18 protein-coding genes are annotated in these 18463 nt (G+C 63.3%); 8 read left to right on the plus strand and 10 right to left on the minus strand.

Features of this window, described 5'->3' with window-relative positions:
- Positions 1–43 precede the first annotated feature (43 nt).
- From R6G97_RS21700 to R6G97_RS21715, 4 genes are read left to right on the plus strand one after another with little or no spacing between them, the layout of a single operon-like run.
- A complete protein-coding gene (locus tag R6G97_RS21700; protein ID WP_102082756.1) occupies positions 44–331 on the plus strand; it encodes an iron transporter in 288 nt (95 codons plus the stop codon).
- A complete protein-coding gene (locus R6G97_RS21705; RefSeq protein WP_317847516.1) occupies positions 328–1857 on the plus strand; it encodes a PepSY-associated TM helix domain-containing protein in 1530 nt (509 codons plus the stop codon). The genes R6G97_RS21700 and R6G97_RS21705 overlap by 4 nt, the downstream gene beginning before the upstream one ends.
- On the plus strand, positions 1854–2186 hold the full coding sequence (locus R6G97_RS21710) for a DUF3325 domain-containing protein (RefSeq protein WP_317847517.1): 333 nt from the start codon (positions 1854–1856) through the stop codon (positions 2184–2186). Before R6G97_RS21705 ends, R6G97_RS21710 begins: the two co-directional genes overlap by 4 nt.
- Positions 2187–2222: 36 nt before the next feature.
- Complete coding sequence (locus R6G97_RS21715; RefSeq protein WP_090344009.1) at positions 2223–2759, plus strand: histidine phosphatase family protein; 537 nt, start codon at positions 2223–2225, stop codon at positions 2757–2759.
- A gap of 74 nt (positions 2760–2833) precedes the next feature.
- On the opposite strand, the gene R6G97_RS21720 is transcribed toward R6G97_RS21715, so the two are convergent.
- Together R6G97_RS21720 and R6G97_RS21725 are read right to left on the minus strand one after the other, a co-directional pair.
- Entirely contained in the window at positions 2834–3619 is a 786-nt protein-coding gene (locus R6G97_RS21720) for a sulfite exporter TauE/SafE family protein (RefSeq protein ID WP_043215886.1), read from the minus strand.
- Positions 3620–3759: 140 nt separating this feature from the next.
- Positions 3760–4383 (minus strand): helix-turn-helix domain-containing protein, encoded by a 624-nt coding sequence (locus R6G97_RS21725; protein WP_317847518.1) that lies wholly within the window; start codon positions 4381–4383, stop codon positions 3760–3762.
- A gap of 112 nt (positions 4384–4495) precedes the next feature.
- Between R6G97_RS21725 and R6G97_RS21730 the strand changes: the two genes are divergently transcribed.
- The 3 genes from R6G97_RS21730 to R6G97_RS21740 are packed head-to-tail and all read left to right on the plus strand — an operon-like array spanning position 4496 to position 7145.
- Positions 4496–5632: an NAD(P)/FAD-dependent oxidoreductase gene (locus R6G97_RS21730; RefSeq protein ID WP_182815881.1), complete on the plus strand. Its 1137-nt coding sequence runs from the start codon at positions 4496–4498 to the stop codon at positions 5630–5632.
- 12 nt (positions 5633–5644) lie between these two features.
- Entirely contained in the window at positions 5645–6022 is a 378-nt protein-coding gene (locus tag R6G97_RS21735; protein ID WP_043215883.1) for a RidA family protein, read from the plus strand.
- A 58-nt stretch (positions 6023–6080) separates the two neighbouring features.
- Complete coding sequence (locus tag R6G97_RS21740) at positions 6081–7145, plus strand: YkvI family membrane protein (RefSeq protein ID WP_043215880.1); 1065 nt, start codon at positions 6081–6083, stop codon at positions 7143–7145.
- Positions 7146–7299: 154 nt separating this feature from the next.
- Here R6G97_RS21740 and R6G97_RS21745 read toward each other — a convergent pair whose 3' ends face one another.
- Both R6G97_RS21745 and R6G97_RS21750 read right to left on the minus strand, forming a co-directional pair.
- Complete coding sequence (locus R6G97_RS21745) at positions 7300–8559, minus strand: PDC sensor domain-containing protein (RefSeq protein ID WP_317847519.1); 1260 nt, start codon at positions 8557–8559, stop codon at positions 7300–7302.
- A gap of 148 nt (positions 8560–8707) precedes the next feature.
- Entirely contained in the window at positions 8708–9586 is an 879-nt protein-coding gene (locus tag R6G97_RS21750; RefSeq protein WP_317847520.1) for a LysR family transcriptional regulator, read from the minus strand.
- A 101-nt stretch (positions 9587–9687) separates the two neighbouring features.
- Here R6G97_RS21750 and R6G97_RS21755 point away from each other — a divergent pair, with 101 nt between their 5' ends.
- Positions 9688–10116 (plus strand): PACE efflux transporter, encoded by a 429-nt coding sequence (locus R6G97_RS21755; RefSeq protein ID WP_070573973.1) that lies wholly within the window; start codon positions 9688–9690, stop codon positions 10114–10116.
- Positions 10117–10129: 13 nt separating this feature from the next.
- Here R6G97_RS21755 and R6G97_RS21760 read toward each other — a convergent pair whose 3' ends face one another.
- The 6 genes from R6G97_RS21760 to R6G97_RS21785 form a co-directional block, all read right to left on the minus strand.
- Positions 10130–11194: a hypothetical protein gene (locus tag R6G97_RS21760; RefSeq protein WP_317847521.1), complete on the minus strand. Its 1065-nt coding sequence runs from the start codon at positions 11192–11194 to the stop codon at positions 10130–10132.
- 208 nt (positions 11195–11402) lie between these two features.
- Positions 11403–12092, minus strand: coding sequence for a GntR family transcriptional regulator (locus tag R6G97_RS21765; protein ID WP_274094037.1), 690 nt, complete (start codon positions 12090–12092; stop codon positions 11403–11405).
- 14 nt (positions 12093–12106) lie between these two features.
- Positions 12107–12811: a FadR/GntR family transcriptional regulator gene (locus tag R6G97_RS21770; RefSeq protein WP_070573979.1), complete on the minus strand. Its 705-nt coding sequence runs from the start codon at positions 12809–12811 to the stop codon at positions 12107–12109.
- A gap of 62 nt (positions 12812–12873) precedes the next feature.
- A complete protein-coding gene (locus R6G97_RS21775; RefSeq protein WP_043213472.1) occupies positions 12874–14187 on the minus strand; it encodes a C4-dicarboxylate transporter DctA in 1314 nt (437 codons plus the stop codon).
- 238 nt (positions 14188–14425) lie between these two features.
- Positions 14426–17344, minus strand: a complete 2919-nt coding sequence (locus R6G97_RS21780; protein WP_317847522.1) for an NEL-type E3 ubiquitin ligase domain-containing protein — start codon at positions 17342–17344, stop codon at positions 14426–14428.
- Entirely contained in the window at positions 17296–18384 is a 1089-nt protein-coding gene (locus R6G97_RS21785) for a dermonecrotic toxin domain-containing protein (protein WP_317847523.1), read from the minus strand. The genes R6G97_RS21780 and R6G97_RS21785 overlap by 49 nt, the downstream gene beginning before the upstream one ends.
- Positions 18385–18463 lie beyond the last annotated feature (79 nt).

An 18463-nucleotide genomic window follows, 5' to 3' on the forward strand; every position in this document is an offset into this window, starting at 1 on the left:
CGCGTCAGTCCCATTTCGACCTGAGCGGCGTTAGGAGCTATCGATGAACACCTACCCCACCTGGCTGGCCATTCTCTCGCGCAGCGCCGCTGCACTGCTTGGCGGCTACGCCTTCACCTATGCCGCCACGGCCTGCCTGGCGCGGTTGCTACCGCTGGCGCCGGGCGATGCGGTAATCGTCGCCACGCTGGCGTCGTTCATGTTCTACACCGCTGCGATCCTGTGGGCCTTCGCCAGCCGCGACGCCCTGCATGCCTGGGCGCCGCTGGGGCTGTCCGCGCCTCTGGCGCTGGTGGGCTTCTGGCCCCAGGCGATGGAGTGGCTGGCATGAAGAACAGCTTCACCCAATCCATGTCCTGGCTGCACACCTGGGCCGGGCTGGTCTTCGGCTGGTTGCTGTTCGCCATTTTCCTCACCGGCACCTTGGCGGTGTTCGACAAGGAGCTCAACCACTGGATGCAGCCGGAGATCGCTGCCAGTGGGGTGCCCCAGACCGATGCCGCCGAGCGGGCCATTGCCTACCTGCAGGCCCATCAGCCGAAGGCCGACAACTGGGGGATCAGCCTTCCGACCGAGCGCTCGCCGGGCCTGCGTGTGTCCACCGGCGACCGGCGCCATGGTGTCGGCGTGCAACTGGACCCGCAGACAGGCGAGCCGATCAACGTGCGTGACAGCGTCGGCGGCAACTTCTTCTTCCGCTTTCACTTCACGCTGGATTTGCCGCGCAACTGGGGCATCTTCGTGGTCGGTGCGCTGGCCCTGGTGATGCTGGCGGCGTTGGTCACTGGCATCGTCATCCACAAGAAGCTCTTCAAGGAGTTCTTCACCTTCCGCCCGAACAAGGGACAACGGTCCTGGCTGGATTTCCACAACGCCAGTGCGGTGCTGTTGCTGCCGTTCCACCTGATGATCACCTACACCGGGTTGGTGATCTTCATGCTGATCTACATCCCGGCCGGGATCGATGCCTTGTTCGAAGGCGACCCTCGTGCCTACTTCCAGGCCCAGGGCAGCGGCCGCCAGGAGGCGCCGCAGCGCGCGGCCAGGCAGCCGGCAGAGCTGGTCGAGATCGCCCCGTTGCTGGCCCAGGCCCAGGCGCGTTTGGGGCCGATCGGGGGGCTGAACATCCGCCATCCGAACACCACCGGTGCTCGGATCGAGATCCGTCCCGAGCTTGGCAACCGCATTGCCCTGACCAAGGGCCAGGCCATGGTTTTCGACGGGGTGAGCGGCCAACTGCTCAGCGATGTCCCTGAGCTGCGTCCGGCGCCTTTGACCCAGCGGGTAATGATCGGCCTGCACTTCGCCCAGTTCGGCGGCTACCCCATGCGCTGGTTGTACTTCGTTTGTGGCCTGGTCAGTTGCGCGATGATTGCCAGCGGCCTGGTGCTGTTTTGCATCAAGCGTGGGCGCAAATACACCAATGCGACGGCCGAGGCCTCAGCGCGCCGGTGGTATCGGCTGGCCGAGGTGTGCAATGTCGGGTTCATCAGCGGCTTGTTGCTAGCCTGCGCCGGTTTGTTGTGGGCCAGTCGCCTGTTGCCGGTCGAACTGCCCCAGCGCGAAGCCTGGGAGGTGCGGGTGTTCTTTGCCGGCTGGTTGCTGGCCCTGCTGCATGCTGGCTTGCGCCCGGCCAAGCGCGCCTGGGTCGAGCAGTTGAGCGCGGCGGCGCTGTTGTGCATGGGGCTCGGTGCGCTGGGGGCATCTGCCGGCACGGCGGATCATCTGCGGCTGGGCGTGGAGGTGACCGGCATGGTGCTGGGCGTGGGACTGGGCCTGGTGGCCTTGCGTGTTGCGCGGGCCACGCCGGCACCGGTCAAGGCGAAGGCAGGGCGGGCCATGGAGGCCGAGGGATGATGAGCATGATTCTCGGCGCGGTGCTGTTCGCCTACGCGGGCATGACAGGCCTGTGCCAGGGGCTGGAGCGACATTACAAGCAGGTGTGGGGGCGCACGTGTCCCCGCGTGCTGCGCCTGGGCTTGCGAGGGGGCGGTTGGGCAGGGTTGTTAGCCAGCCTGTTGTTGTGCGCACAGACATGGGGATGGGCCATGGGGCCGGTGGCTTGGTTCGGGATGATCTCCCTGGCGGCGGTGTTGCTGGTGATGCTGCTGCCTTACTGGCCACGCATGTCGGTCTGTCTGGTGGGGCTGCTGCCGCTGTGGGGGCTGGGGCAGGCATTTGTCTGATAGGCTAGCTGGCCCACCTCATGTCGAGAGCCCTTGGTGAAAGCCGCGCGCCTGACCCTCATCTGCCATGCCCTGACCTCAGCCCAGAAGGTCGGGTGTTTCCCCAGCCCTGACGAGCACATTTTGCCGGTAGCTCAATGGCCCTCGCTTCCAGCCTGCACCGGCTTTCTGAGTGCGCCGGAGCGCCGGGCGCAAGAAACCTGTGCAGGCCTGGGGGCGCGCCCGATGGTCGAGCCCGCCCTGGCGGACTGCGACATGGGGGCCTGGCAAGGCGTGGCGCTCAAGGCATTGCAGGCCGAGCAGCCGCAGGCGCTGGCTCAATGGCTGCAAGACCCCCATTGCGCGCCCCCTGGCGGTGAGTCCGTCGCGCATCTGTGCCAGCGCGTCGCGAGCTGGCTGGAGGCGTTCGATACGCCGGGAGAGTGGCTGGCGGTGACGCATCCGCTGGTGATGCGGGCAGCGATGGTGCATGTGCTTGGCGGTCCGCTGGCGGCCTTTGCGCTTATCGACGTGCCAGCGCTTTCACGCATGCACTTGAGCCGGGCGGGGAAGTGGCGGTTGCGTTTGGGTTGAACGCTTGCCAGTGCCTACGAATATCGCCGGTGTCTGAGGATCCTGCGAAACGGGCGCGACGCGCGCCCATCCTTTCAAAACGCGAGCTTGTAGCCGATCAGCAGCAGCATCCCCGCCAGGCACGGGCGTAGCAAACGGTCGGAAATACGCCCGGTGAGATGGCTGCCCAGGTAGATGCCTGGCAGCGAGCCGAGCAGCAGGTAGCCCAGCAGCGACCAGTCCATATTGCCCATGCCCGCATGGCCAAGGCCGGCCACCAGCGTGAGCGGTACGGCATGGGCGATCTCGGTGCCCACCAGGCGGCGAGTGACCAGGAAGGGATACAGCAGGAACAGCGCCACGGTACCCAGGGCGCCTGCGCCGATGGACGTCAGGGTGACCATCACGCCCAGCACCACGCCCGTGAGCACGGTAAGGGTATTGAGGCTGCGGTCGCTGAGGTGGTAGTGATCGCCTGCGTGGCGGCTGGCGAAGGCCTGCAGGCGTGATTTGAACAGGATGGCCAGGGCGGTGAGGATCAACACCACGGCCAGGCCTTGCTTGATCACCGCGTTGAGCGCGGAGGTGTCGGCATGCAAGGTGTGGAGGAACCACAGCGTCAACGCCGCCGCGGGCACGCTGCCCAGGCTCAGCAGGCCGGTGATCTTCCAGTCGACGTTCTTGTTGCGCGCATGGACCCAGACGCCACTGGCCTTGGTGATCGCCGCATACAACAGGTCAGTGCCGACGGCAGTGGCAGGGCTTATGCCGAACCAGAGCAGGATGGGGGTCATCAGCGAGCCACCGCCGACGCCGGTCATGCCGACGATGAAACCTACAACCAGCCCCGCGATGGTGAAACCGAAAGAACCTACATCCATACGCTACTCGACGCCCAAGCTTGCCCGTGATCGGATGGCTGCCAGCATAAAGGTTTTTTTATAACCGAATAGACTTGTTCGTTATTAGGTTATAACTGGGCGTCTTTTGCTTCGTCCGGACGGATGAACCGGGGGGCCGTTCATCGGTCGGTCATGACCACCATCACCTGTGCATCCCCACCGTCTTCGCTTTCAGACAGATAGATATGCCCGACCTGGCTGTCGAAATAGGCGGTTTCCTGCGGGCCTATGCTCACCGCTTCACCCGTTTCGAACAGAATGCGCACTCGACCGCGCAGCACCAGGACGAACTCCTGGCCCGTATGGCGGATGAAATCATCGAACTGGCCACGTTCGCGCGCAATGATGCGGGCGTAGGCGGGCGTCATGCGGCGCTCAGGGAAGGCGCCAGCGATGGGATGGTAGTCATAGGTGCCGGTGGAGTAACCGGGGGCCGCGGGCAGCGAGTCGACCACCACGGTCGCCGGCACCGGCGTCTCCACCGGGCCGCTGGCACGAAACAACTGGGCGATATCTAGCTTCAAGGCGCGGGCGGCGGCAGCCAGTTTTTCGTAGCTCACCGAAACCTGCGCCAGTTCCATCTTCGACAAGGTGGAGACCGGTACGCCACTGAGCGCCGACAGTTGTTTGAGTGTCATGTGCTGCGCCTTGCGTACCTGGCGCAGGCGCGCGCCGACCTCGGCGCGATCGAGCAGGGGGAGGGCGCCAGCGCGCTGGGCGGCGGACGTGCGGTCTTCGGGCATCGGGACTCTCGTGTGCGGCTTTGGTCGGCATCTTACCTTGGACGCTTGCGCGAACCGAAATTCTCATATATTAGAATTCTCATAAATGATAATTCGCGCGACAGGAGCGCCCATGGCACAGATCTACGACACCTTGATCATCGGCGCGGGCATTGCCGGTGCCTCCCTGGGCTACCGCCTGGCTGGTCAGGGCCGGGTACTGCTGCTCGAACGGGAAATGCAGCCGGGCTATCACGCCACCGGCCGTTCGGCCGCCATGTTCATGGAGGCCTACGGAACGCCGCAGATCCAGGCCCTGACCCGCGCCAGCCGTGCGTTCTACGAGCATCCGCCGGAAGGCTTCTGCGAGCATCCGCTGCTCGAGCCACGCGGCTGTTTGTATGTCGCCAGCACCGAGCAACGCGAACTGCTCGAGACCACCTACGCACAGAACCTGGCCAACGGGACCGACGTCAGCCTGCTCGACCGTGAGGGCGCCTTGGCCCTGGTGCCGAGCTTGCGCGAGGGCATCCTCGCCGGTGCAGTGCATGAACGCGGTGCTATGGACCTGGACGTGCATGCCTTGCACCAGGGCTTTTTGCGCGGCTATCGCGCTGCCGGGGGCGAGCTGCGTTGCAATGCCGAACTGGCCCGGGCCTATCGCCTCGACGACCTCTGGGAGGTGGAGCTGGTCGATGGCGGTCATCTGCAGGCCCGGCAGTTGGTCAACGCCGCAGGCGCCTGGGCCGATCAAGTGGCCGAGCTGTGTGGTGTGGCCAAGGTTGGTCTGCAGCCGTGCCGGCGCAGTGCCTTTACCTTCCCGGGCCCGGATGGGCAGGACTTCAGTCGTTGGCCAGCGGTGATCGGGGTCGATGAAAGTTTTTACTTCAAGCCTGATGCCGGACAGTTGCTCGGTTCGCCTGCCAACGCCGATCCGGTCGAGCCGCAGGATGCCGCGCCCGAGGAGCTGGACGTGGCCCTGGGCATCTACAACATCGAAGCCATGACCACGTTGCACATCCGACGTCCGAGCCACAGCTGGGCGGGGCTGCGTTCGTTCGTCGCCGATGGCGACCTGGTGATCGGTTTCGACCCACGCACGCCCGCGTTCTTCTGGCTGGCGGCGCAAGGCGGCTATGGCATCCAGTCAGCCGCTGGTGCGTCGCGCCTGGCGGCTGACCTGCTGCTGGGCATGCCCCTGTGCCCAAGCCTGGTGGCGCAGGGCGTTTCACCGGAGCGTTTGTCTCCGGCTCGTTTTCCACAACCGTGATAGGAGATTCCCATGAGCAATGACATCCAGCGTTTTCCCAGCAGCCTGCCGTTCCCGTTCTCACGCGCGGTGAAGGCCGGCGGCTTTTTGTTCCTGTCCGGGCAGGTGCCGATGAGCGCCAGCGGTGAAGTGGTCCGCGGTGACATCCAGACGCAGACCCGCGCGGTCTGCGAGCGCATTGGCGAAAGCCTGGCCGCCTGTGGCGCACGCTTCGATCAGGTGGTGAAGGCCACGGTATGGCTGTCGGACATGGCTCACTTCGCGGGCTTCAACGAGGTCTACAAAGAAGTCTTCGGCGACGCCTTGCCGGTACGCTCGACCGTGGCCTCGGCCTTGGCGCTGGGGGTGGATGTGGAGATCGAAGTGCAGGCGTTCATCGGCCAGGACTGAGGCGAGCCGGGGCACGACACCCCTTTGTACGACAACAACAATAAAGCCAGAGGTTCACATGCAAGAGCAGCTGAAGATCGCCGGTGCCTTCATCGGCGTGATCGTGGGGGCGGGCTTCGCGTCCGGACGGGAACTGTTGCTGTTCTTCGTCGATTTTGGCATCTGGGGCTTGGTCGGGGCGTTGGTCAGCGCCGCGTTGTTCACCTTCCTGGGCATGGCCCTGGCGGGGCTGGGCAATCGCCAGCAGGCAACGTCCCACAAGGACGTGATACAGGCCATTTGCGGGCGTCACCTGGGGTTGTTCGTCGATTGGCTGATCACCTTTTTCATGTTTGCCGTCACCGTGGTCATGTTGGCTGGTGGTGGCGCCTTGCTCGAGCAGCAGTTCGGCGTGCCGGCCCTGGCGGGCAGTGTGCTGGTGACGGTGCTGGTGGTGGCCATCGTGTGCCTGGATGTGCAGAAGGTGATCGTCGCCATTGGCGCCATCACCCCGCTGTTGATTCTGGTGGCCTCGGCGATTGCCTTGTACGCCGTGCTCTCGCGCGAGCAGAGCTTCGCTGAACTCGACCACTTGGCCAGTCAGCAAGAGGCCGGCACCCGGCACTGGTTGCTGGGGGCATTCCTCTATGTGTCCTACAACATCGTGGCCGGTGCGCCAATCCTGGCCATTCTCGGCGGGTCGGCCAAGGGTGAGAAGACGGCCATCTGGGGCGGTCTTATCGGGGGCGCGGCGCTCGGGGGGCTGATGTTGGTGATGAGTGCAGGGCTGCTGTCGCGCCTGGATAGCGTGGCCGAACTGCCCATGCCGATGTTGTCGATCGCCAATGAAGTTTCGCCGCTGCTGGGGATGGTGATGTGCCTGATCATCTTCGGAATGATCGTCAACACGGCCGTGGGGACGTTGTTTTCCTTCCTGTCGCGACTGTTGCCAGCCGGGACGACGACGTTTCGCTGGGGGGCGGTATTGACCGGGGTGGCTGCGTTCGTGTGCAGCCTGGTTGGGTTCATCAGCTTGGTGGGCGAGGTGTATCCCTTCTTCGGTTACCTGGGCTTCGTGCTGATGGCCGCGGTGCTATTGGGCTGGGTGCGTCGGGGCAAGGTGCGCAAGGTGGCGCTGGCCTGACGAGGGGCTGCTGCGCAGCCAAAACCCATTCCCACAGGGTTTTGCGCAGAATCGGTAGGAGCAGGCGAGGCCGCGCCGGCTCCCACGGGTACTGCGCCGAGCCTGAGAACGGCGCGATACCTGTGGGAGCGGGTCTACCCGCGAAGGACCCGCCTCAGATCCTGAAGCTGCCCACCAGTTGCTTCAACCGCCCCGCTTGCTGGCTCAGGGCATCGCAATGGCGCAGGGTTTCGTTGAGGTTCTCTACCCCTTGCTGATTGAGGCTGTTGATCTGGGTGATGTCCAGGTTCAGGCTCTCGACCACTGCGCTCTGCTCCTCGGTGGCGGTGGCCACCGACTGGTTCATGCCGTCGATCTCGCCGATGCGCTGGGTCACGCTGGCCACGACGAAGCGGTTGAACGACGTGGCCAGCTCGCCGAACTCGTCCTTGTGCTGCACCGCCAGGCGGCGGGTCAGGTCGCCTTCGCCTTCGGCGATGTCCTGCATGGCGCGGCCCATGGTGGTCAGCGGACGCATGAGCACCGGGATGAGCAGGCCCAGCAGGCCGGCGATGGCAGCCACGGCGATGAGCATGGCGATGATCGCCGAGGTACGGAACTGGCTCAGTGCGGCGTAGGCTTTGTCTTTGTCGATGGACAGACCGATGTACCACTGCGCCGAAGGCAGGCCTTCGACCGGAGCGAAGGAGATGATTCGATCCTGGCCGTTGAGGGTGACGTCCTGCATGCCTGGCTCGACCTTCAAGGCGGCATCGGGGTAGATGTCCTTGAGGTTCTTCATCAACTGGTGCTTGTCGGGGCTGACGATGACCTGGCCGTTGCGATCGGCGAGGAAGGCGTGGCCGATGCCGCCGAAGTCCACGGCGTTGATGATGTCCACCAGGGTGTTGAGGCTCAGGTCACCGCCGACCACACCCAGCAGCTCGCCGGTGCTCTTGGCCTTGACCGGCATCGCGATGGTGACCACCAGACCACCGACGGACGCCTGGTAGGGCGGGGTCAGCATGGTCTGGTTGGCGGCCACCGCGGCGCTATACCAAGGCCGTTGGCGCGGGTCGTAGCCGTCGGGCATCTTGGCGTCCGGACGCTGGGTGAACACGCCATTGTTCTGACCGAAGTAGGTGAACTGGAAGTTATTGGTGTAGGAAGGCTGGTCGACCAGGCCGGGCAGTGTTTCGCCGGCGCCCTGCTGGGCAATGTCCTGGGCCAGGTTCTCAAGTACCAGGATGCGTCCGGACATCCAGTTCTGCACGCTGCTGGCAGTCTGCGCGCCGGCCTGGCGAACAGACGACTCGATGTTCTGGCGGATGATGTTGCGTTGCAGGTAGTCGTTGTAGAGGGTGAACAGGGCAAATGCCAGGACGACCACGGCGCAGGCGCTGAGCAGGATCTTGTGGCGGAATTTCAGGTTCATGTTTCGAGACCTTGGACCAATGAAGGGAGGACGCCGCACGCTTTTGGCGCGATGGGCGGTACCTGTCACCTCGGTATCGGCCGGTTCCTACAAAAATTGATGAACCATACGTCGTAGAGCCGACGAATCGCGCAGAACATGGCCGCACTCAGCGTGTCGCCAAAAGCTCCACCAGAATGCGCGCCGCCTGGCCTAGGGGCTGTTGCTTGAGCCAGAACACCCGCACTGGCAGTTCCAGGGCGTTCTGGGTGTTGCGAAAATCCAGGCGCACCAACCGGCCGGCTGCGAACAGCGGGGCGGCGCGGGCCAATGGAAAGTCCCCCCAGCCAAGGCCGGCTTCGACGATCTGCATGGCCAGGTCGAGGCTGTTACAGCGCCAATGGGTTGCACTGATCAGCGAGCGCGGGTCGGACAACGGCAGATCGCGGCTGCACACCAGTATCTGGCGCACATCGAACAGGTCCTCCAGATTGTGGATGCGCCCACTGCGCAACGCCGGATGGTGCGGGGCCAAGGAGGCGACCAAAGGCTCCACCGCAACGTGCTGGAAGCTGCGGCGAGGGTCGACCTGCAATCCGGCGAAGGCCATGCACAGGCTGACCCGGCCGCTATCGAGCAGGTGCAACGCTTCTTCTTGGGGAGCGGCAAGCAGTTCGATGTCCAGCAGGGGATAGCGCTCGCTCAAGGTGGCGATGGCGGTGAGCAATCGGCGCTGGTCGATGTTCGGCACCACGGCGATGGCCAGGCGGCTTTCCAGCCCTTGGGACAATTCCAGCGCATGGGCTTGCAACAACCCCAACTGCTCGGCGATCAACCGCGCATGGGGCTCCAGGGCACGGGCCTGCGCGGTGGGACGTGCTTCGCGGGAACCCCGCTCGAACAAGGGGTAGCCCAGGTCCGCCTCAAGATTGCCGATGGCCATGCTCACCGCCGATGGGACGCGCTGCAAAGCTCGGGCGGCGGCCGAGAAGGAGCCGCGATCGAGCACGGCGAGAAACAGCTGGATGTTGTCGCTGGAAAAATTCATAGGCAGCCTCCTGTCAGTAAATCTGAAAGCTGCCGACTTTTACTGTCAAGTCGATTGATTCATCCTTTGGCCACTTCGTGATTCACCAGGGGTAGAAAACCGTGCAAGGATTCAAACGAAAACTAGTCTATGTGACCTTCTATGAACTGATCGGCCTGTGCATGTCGACCCTGGGGCTGGCCTACCTTTCCGATACCCAGGCCAGCCACACCGGGCCGTTGGCGGTGATGATCACCACCATCGCGATGATCTGGAACCTGATTTTCAATACCCTGTTCGAGTGGTGGGAAAGCCGCCAGGCCAAACGCGGCCGCAGTGTGGCACGGCGCATCGCTCATGCCGTCGGTTTCCAGTTGACGCTGATCGTGTACCTGATCCCGCTCATCGCTTGGTGGCTGGACATGACTTTGCTCGAGGCCTTCTTGGTGGACCTGGCCTTCATCATCCTCATCCCGTGCTACACCTTTGCCTACAACTGGGCCTTCGATCGGGTATTCGGGTTACCGACCTCGGCGATGGCGACTGCTTGAGCGAGCGATTGCGTCAGGGCGGCAATCGAATCAGCAGGGGCTCCTGCTCTTGCACCGGCGCTTGCTGCAGTTGTTGTTCTTGCGGCTTCGGGGCGCTGGCCAGCAGGCTGTCCTCGACTTGGCCGGACAGGTAGTACACGCCCGACATCGCACCACTCTGGCGATTCTCCATCAAATCGTGCCATTCCTCGTTCAGCGCCACATTCAATATCACCCGCAGTTGTTCGACCATCTGCGGGTGCTCCTGGTCGTGGGTGACCATGCCGTAGCCGGCCGCCGCCAGGGAAATTAAGGTCCCGGCTGCCTTGCCCACGGCCGCGGCGACGGCACTGGCGATACCTCGTGGCGCCAGGGTGGCGCCGAGTTTCTCGCTGGCCCGGTTGGCCACCGAAGACAACCCGGCCTCGGTTTGCCCAGGCGCTTTGGCCGCTTGTTGGTGCAAGTGCTGGCGCAGCGCCTGCCAGGCAGGTTGCTGAGCCAAGGATTGGGCCCTGAGTAATTGATAGAGGGTGGCATCGCGGGCAGCCGGTGGTCCCAGGGCGATGATCTTGATGCGGTTAAGCCGCTGGCTGACCTGGTCGGGCGGCGCGTTGTAGCGCTGGATGATGGTCGGCAGTTGCTGGCCGAACAGCTGCAGGTACAACTCGCTGGCGCGGTCGCGGATCCCCTCGGGGTTGATCTGTTCGGCGACCGGTTCTATCACCCGCTTGTGGTATTGCTCCTGCAGGTACATCGCCAGGCGCCGTTCGGGCGGCTCGGCACCATTGCCGCTGTTCATCTTGTACCAGGCGACTTTGAGCGTCAGCCATTGCTGCGTCCAGTAGCCGGTGAACCAAGGGATGAAATCGCTTTCGGTGCGTCGTTGCACTTGGTCTTTCCAGACCCGCATCGAACGCCTTGCATAGTCATTGGCCGAGCCGGTGGCCGCCACCGAGGCTTCGATCAGTTCCTGGTCGATCCGTTGCCACAGGGCCGGCGTCATGGTCACAGGCGGTGGCGGGGCAGGGGGGCGCTTGACCGCGCACCCGGCGAAGGTCAGCAGTAGGCACGACAGCAGGAGCAGGGTACGCGTGTTCACGCGGCTGGCCTTCCTGGGGAAAAGGCAGGGTTGTCACAGAAGTATAGGCAGGGGCAACCAGGGGCCGCTGTGCAGTCCATCGTGCAGCCCTGCAAGGAGGGGAGCGGGTCTACCCGCGAAGCGGCCTCTACCGCATCCGTGGGTGAGCCCGCTCCCACAGCGATCGCCACTCGCGCTGTACGAGCGGCCGGGAGAAGAAGGGCTGGTGTCAGGCTGGGGCGCCCAGGTCAAGCTTGGCTTCCAGATGGTCCAGGTGTTCATTCATCAGGGCCAGGGCGGCATCGATATCGCCGTTTTCCACGGCATCAATGATCGCGGCGTGCTCCTGCCAGGCGCAGTGCTCGCAGCAGGGCGACTCATAGCGGGCGATGATCAGCGAGGTCATGGGCACCAGGCCGTTGAGAAAGCGCGCCAGCGGTGCGTTGGCGGCCATTTGCGCAAGCTTGAGGTGGAATTCGCCGCCCAGGCGGATCGCCGTGCAGCGCTCGCCGCGTTCATGGTGCAGGCGCTCGCGCTCGACCAGTTGACGTAATTGGCGGATCTGCGTGGGCCGGGCGCGTTGGGTGGCCAGGCTGATCAGCGTGGTTTCGGCCAGACGCCGGGCGCTGAGGACCTGGCGCGCCTGCTGGGGATCGGGGGTGGCCAGGTGGGCGGTATGGCTGGGGCGCTGCACCACTACCTGCTGGTCGGACAGGCGCCCGAGCACCCGGCGGATCACCGTGCGGCTGACGCCGAAGGCATTGCCCAGTGCCTGCTCGGGGAGGGCGCTGCCGGGCGGCAGGCGCTGCTCGAGGATGGCATCGAACAGACGTGGATAGATCTGCTCGGCCGAAAGACGGGTTTCTCCGTTGGCGAGCAGGGCTGGCAGGCGAGGGGCGGCGTGGGCGCAGGCAGTCATGGTCGCTCCTTGGGTCATTGACCCGGGTGTTCGTCGGGAATGTTCAGCTCGATGCCCATGCGCTGGCCTTCTTCGAGGATATGCCGGCGCATCTGGGCACTGGCCTGGGCGCTGTTCTTGTCACGGATGGCGCGTACCACCGCTTCATTTTCAGTCAGTCGTGCGGCCAGGTGCTCCGGAGAGTTGCGCAGCATTTCTGTGCTCTGCTTGAGCGCATTGCCGGTCTGCTGCACCACGCTCTGGAAGATCGGGTTGGTAGTCAGGCCGAACAACGCCTCGTGGAAGGCGATGTAGGCGTTGACACCGGCTTCGCTGTCGCCGGCTTCCAATGCCTCGCGCATATCCATCAGGGTCAGGCGCAGTTGGCCGATGTCCTGGCTGTTGGCTGACTGGGCGACCAGACCGACGATGAACGGCTCGAGGGTGTAGCGCAGCTCCAGCACATCGGCCAGGCTTGCGGCTGCCACGGTATCGCTGGCCGGCTCTTGCCCGGCGGCCTCGGCATCGAGTACGAGCACGCCTTTGCCTGGCATCGAGCGCACCAGGCCAAGGGTTTCCAGCACAGTCACGGCTTCGCGCAGGCTGGGACGGCTGATGCCCAGCTGTTCGGCCAGCTCGCGCTGGCCGGGTAACATTTCGCCAGTGCGCCACTGACCGCTGGCCAGGGCCTGGCGGAGTTTCTCCACCACTGAGTTGACGACGGTTGATGAGCTGATCACGGTTCGCTCCCTAGTTGCATCATGTCTCCTGGCGGCCGGCTCAGTGCCGGCCGCTGCGGTTTTCAAAATTCCTGCTGGTGTGCATGAGGGGGTTGCTTGCGCGGGGTCGGGGCGAAGCCCGGCTTACCGGCCAGCACGTTGTTGGCACGCTCCAGGTCGATGTCTCGCTCCCAGCGGGCGATGGCCACGGTAGCGACGCAGTTGCCGATCAGGTTGGTCAATGCCCGGCCAATGCCCATGAACCAGTCCACCGCCAGCACCAGCACCAAGCCCACCACAGGAATGGCCGGTACCGCGGTGAGGGTGGCTGCGAGGATCACCAAGGCTGAGCCTGGGATGCCATGTGCGCCTTTTGACGTCACCAGCGATACCAGCAGAATGGTCAGCAGGTCGGTCATGGCCAGCGGCGTGCCCGTGGCGTTGGCGATGAACACGATTGCCAGGGTCAGGTAGATGGAAAAACCATCGAGGTTGAAGGAATACCCGGTAGGGATCACCAGACCCACAGTGGAGCTGCCGATACCCAAGTGTTCGAGCTTGCGCATGATCTGCGGCAGCACGGCGTCGGAGGAGGCGGTGCCCAGCACGATGGTCAGCTCTTCACGCAGGTATTTGATGAACGGCAGCAGCTTCAGGCCCGACAGGCGCATTACGGTGCCGAGGATGATCAGCACGAAGCCCGCACAGGTGAGGTAGAACAGCGCGACCAAGCCGCCCAAGTGCTGCAGCGACTCCAGACCGTACTTGCTGGTGGTGAAGGCGATGGCGCCGAACACGCCCAGCGGTGCCAGGCGCACGATCATGCCCATGATGCGGAACACCACATGGCTGAGTTCGTTGATCAGCCGCGATATGCCGGAGGCGGATTCGCCCACCAGATTCAGTGCGCTGCCGAACAGTACCGAGAACAGCAAGACTTGAAGGATGTTGTTGTCCGCGAAGGCGCCGATCACCGAGGTCGGGATCAAATCCATGAAGAAGGCCGTGGCGCCGTGGATGTGCTGGCTGCGTTCGGCCAGGCTGGCGGCGTCGGCGCTGGACAACTGTTCAAGATGGATGTTGGCGCCGCTGCCGATACCGCTGGTGAAGGCGAACACCAACCCGATCACCAAGGCGATGGTGGTGAGCACTTCGAAGTAGATCACTGACTTCAAGCCAATGCGCCCGACCTTCTTGAGATCGCCCGCGCCGGAGATGCCGCTGACCACCACGCAGAAGACGATCAGACCGATGAGCATCTTGATCAGTTTGATGAAGCCGTCACCCAAGGGTTTTAGCTGCAGGGACACTTCGGGGAAGCTGAGGCCACAAGCGATGCCAAGGGCGAGGCCTAGCACGACTTGGAGGAAGATCGAACGCGAGCACCATTTGAGCATGGGAGGGATCTCTGATCGGTGTCCTTGCTTCGGTGCCGGCGACGGCGAAAGAGCGCAGGACTTAATTATTGTGGTCTTACCGGTATGGTCAGTGCGGGATCATAAAACCGCGAAAAAAGCCCTTTTGCAAGGTTTTTTGGCCTTACCGGTCTGACCAGTTGGCGCTTTTCGGCGCCCATAGCTCTAACTCGGGGGTTTGAAGGGCTGCGGTGGAGTGCGCCGGCACTCCACCGTGTCGTCAGGCCAAATACGTCTTGGCCAGGGTCTCGGTAAGTTGGCGAATCAATGCTGTGTCGGCATCCCTGCGCGTTTGCAGCAGCAGTTGGGCTGCGCGGTTATAAAGGGCGCCTTCGTCGCGATAGCGGCTGGAAACCAAGTCGATACGTTGCACCGCGCCGTTTTGCCGCCAGGCAATGTCCGGGCGTTCACGCTCCAGTGCATCGATGAAGCTCGGAGGTACCTGGGGACCTGTGTAGGTGCTGACTTCGCCTGGTTCGCTGAGCGTGTCGAAATAGGCGCTGGCACCATCCCATTCGTTGGCCAGATGTTCGAATGCCTGTTGGCGCAAGCGCTTGATCCAGTCTCGCCAGAACGGTTGCTCGTCGGCCCATTGGACCAGTCGAGGAATATCCGCTTGGGTCGTGATCATCTGAGCGAGTTGGTCCAGCGTGGCCGGGCTCAGCTGTGCAAGGTAGTCGAAACTGATCTCGCCGGGTTGTGGAGGGAGTTCCAGGCGCTCGCGCAATCGCATCCTGGCATGCAGTGCCATTTCCAGTTCGTCGAGTAGAAAGGTGGGTTCGCGCAATTGCGTGTCACTGATATCGTCTACAGCGTGCAGGGGCGTCTCGTCGGCGGAGCGTCCCGCAATGAGCGCCTTGCGCCTGGCAACCCGTGCGTCATAGAGATCACTGATGCGCTCGTCCAGCAGCTGTTGGCGCAGCAGTGAGCGGCAAATGGAAATGGCCACCTTGTCGCTGGCATCCCCTGGGGCGGCGTTGAGCGACTGCTGCCATACCAGGACCTGCGTCTCGACTTGCTGGAACAGCAGACTGGCCTGGTCGACGCAGCCGTGAGCGGCTTCGTTGATCAGGTCGATGATGCGTTCATGGACTGGGGCCTGGCCCCAGAGATTGTCGCCTTCGCGTGCAGATAGCCGCTCGACGATGACGTGCATGCGTCGACGCATGGCGTTCGGGCTGGCTTGATAGTCCCGGGTGTCTTCGACACGTCGAAAGAGCTCATACAGCGGTCGCCACTCAGGCTCCTGCAATGTGGCCGCGACATGATCGCCGACGGCTTGCGGCACTGCGGCAAGCCAATCCAAATGATCGACCCGCGCAGCGGTTGCCAGGCCGGCATCGTTGAGTCGTTGCAGGGCCTGCTCACTGAAGGGATTGTTCTGGAAGGCATGGTACATCTCGGCTTCACCTGCCCTGACCGCAACAGCGAATGCGCTATCGCGAAGATCAGGTGCGTCGTGCAACTGATTGTTGCTCAGGTCCACGGCGCGCAGGGTCAACGGTCGCTGCCCGAGCAACGCTTCGATGCCGGCTGGCCATTCAGCAATGCCGGTCTGCTCCAGGTCCAACCGTTCCAGATGCGTCCAGCCGGTGATGTCTGGCGCAAGATCCAAGGGATTTTCCTGCAGGAACAAGATGCGCAACCGGCTCAACTGCGCCAAGGCTGCACGGCTTGCGTTATCCAGGGTGATGTCGTTGTGGCCAAGGCTCAGTTCGACCAGTGCGGGCCAGCGTTGCAGTGCCTGGAAGTGCTCGGCGCCGAGGAACAGCTCGTTCATTTCGGCCTGCAGCCCCATCAGGTTGGGCAGTTGCGCAAGCTGCTCCAGCGCGGCTACCGGTAGGTCTCCAATAGCGCTGCTCAAGTTCAGGGCGCGAAGCTTGGTCAGTCGGCCCAGGATGGACAGATTGGCGTCAATGGACAGGTCGAGGTTGTTCTCCGAAAGGTCCAGCAACTGGACGTCCGTCAGCCCGCCCAATTGCTCTGGCAGCGTGTACAAACCGTTTTCGCTGAGCTCCAGTTCGCGAACCTGGGGAAAGGCGGCAAGGAATGCGCCCAGGCTATCGGTACCGCCCCGCCACAAGCCGGTTACGTTCAGCTGGCGAACCTGTGGCAGTTGTACCGGCAGGGATGGCAAGGCGCCCAGGTACTCTGCATCGATGCTCAGGATGACCTCGTCGAGGCTCCCATTGGCGTCGTTGTTTTCTCGTCGCCACGCCCGGCGGATGCGTTCGGCCGTGGCTTGGCGCGCAGTCCTGCGTTCCTGGGCTTCATCGGCGGCGATGCCGTCGGTGTCATGAACCCAGCCTTGCAAGGTGCTATCCAGTTGTCGGTATTGGTCACGCAGATTCTGCATCAGACGGTTGAAGGCGATGGGGTCGTGACCGGTCTGTTCACGCAGCCGGGCGCGTAGTGTTTCCCGATCATTGTCCAGGTTGGAAGGGAACAATTGATCGAACTGCTCATCAGCGGTCAACCAGCCCCGGCCACGACCACTCAAGGCATAGCCAAGGCGAGGGCTGCCCGGCAGTCGTGTGGGCAGGCGGTACCAGGGGCGGACAGGCTGCATGCCAAGGTCACGGGCGGCCTGCTCCCGGTCTGCGGTCGCCAGATCGAAAAGTCGGTCGCGCAAAGTCTCCGACTCATGGATCTGCAGGCCCAGATTGTCGCGTTCGCTGTCGGGGAGGGCCTGGAGGATCGCTCGGAACAGGTTGTCTCGGTTGGCCAGGCTCTGGCCGTCCTTGTCGAACGGCTCATAGCCATCGGCGCGGCGTACGAGGATCTTGAGTGGAGCTTGTGCTGCACCTGCCGTCTCCAGCAGTGAACCACCCAGACGACCTTCGCGCAGCTCGAGATGTACTTGGCCAGACCATCCGCAAAGCCGTTGCAGCGCACCGAACACCAATGCATCGCGATCTTCGAGGCTGTCGCTGGCCTGATGAAAGGCCACCAGCGCGCGGTTGATGCGTGAGGCCCGCAGGTAAAGGCGAGCGGTTTCGGACACATTGAGCGGTATCCGGCCAGTGCGCTGCATCTGGCTCAAGTCACGGGTCTGGGCCTGGGCCAGGATTTCCCGACGCAGTGTTGGGCTCAGTGAAGGAAAGTCCTGGGCGAGGTCCGTGCGCGGGCGCTGAAACATTCGTCAGGCCATTGCTTGAACGCAAGCGGCAAGCGGGCGTTCTTGTCTAATGTCGGCTGCCATAGGTCGCGCGGAGCGGGGAACAGGCGCTTGAGCCAGTTGAAAGAGTGACCCTCTTCAAGTACCGGCGTGACCGTTTGCAGATCTTTGTAGGGATATCGCGGAAACAAGGTCTGGCGTAGTTGGATCGCCAATCCAGGTTGCTCGGCATGGGCGACATAACGCATGAAGAAGCGCCGCTCGTTGTCTTTGCGCAGCAGTCGAGTCAGCGCCTTGCCTGCTGCTCGCAGCGAGCCATATTGACGCAGTGGCTGGCGTGGGTGGCCAGGCAAATACAACAGACACGGTTCTACACCCGCGATGGGCTGCTGGCGGATCAGTAAGGGGCCATACAAAGGCGTCCCGCACAGCTCCAGGTACCCGCACTCCAGTGACCAGGGTTTGCCATCGCTGTGAAGCAGGAACGATTCGCCGGCCAGCGCGGCATCTGCCAGCATCCGGCCTCGGCTATCGAGATGCTTTTGCAGCTCGGCCATTGTCGTATCGGCTTCGAAGGCTGTGCGATCCTGCTGAAGTACCAGGCTGCGAAACACTGGGGTATCGACATGTTCGGCCAGATGATTGCGGTAGCGTTGTCCCAGGTCCAGGTTCCGGGCGCCTTTCACGAACAATGTGCTGTCCACGGCCATCGGGCCGGGGGCGTTCTTGGAAAGATACAGCGTCACTGATGTGTCGCTGTCGAAGTTCTGCAGGGCCGCTTCGAGCCACGACATGTCGCGCTTTTCGGCGTTGTTCCAGAGCCACCCTTGGTCAGGCGCGGGCAGCTCTCGGTCGGGGTACCAGTGGGACATGGCATCGTCGAGCAACGGACGGCAGAAGTCGTCGATGGGCTGCACCTGTTTCAGTGCCCGATCCAGCGCGCGGGTGGCCTGATGGCTCTGGCGTATCTGTTGTTCAAGTCGTTGGCGTTGGGCTGGGGTAGCTGATTTCAGCCAGCCTGGCAGGCGGGCGTCTATGAAGCTGAAGTGCGATAGGCTCATGGCGGTACCTCTGATATCAGAAGCGGCGAGCCTAGGGCGATGCGAGGAAGCGCAAGGGTTAGATAAGTACCGCGGACCG

This window comes from Pseudomonas sp. HTZ2, assembly GCF_033173945.1.
GTDB lineage: Bacteria > Pseudomonadota > Gammaproteobacteria > Pseudomonadales > Pseudomonadaceae > Aquipseudomonas > Aquipseudomonas guariconensis.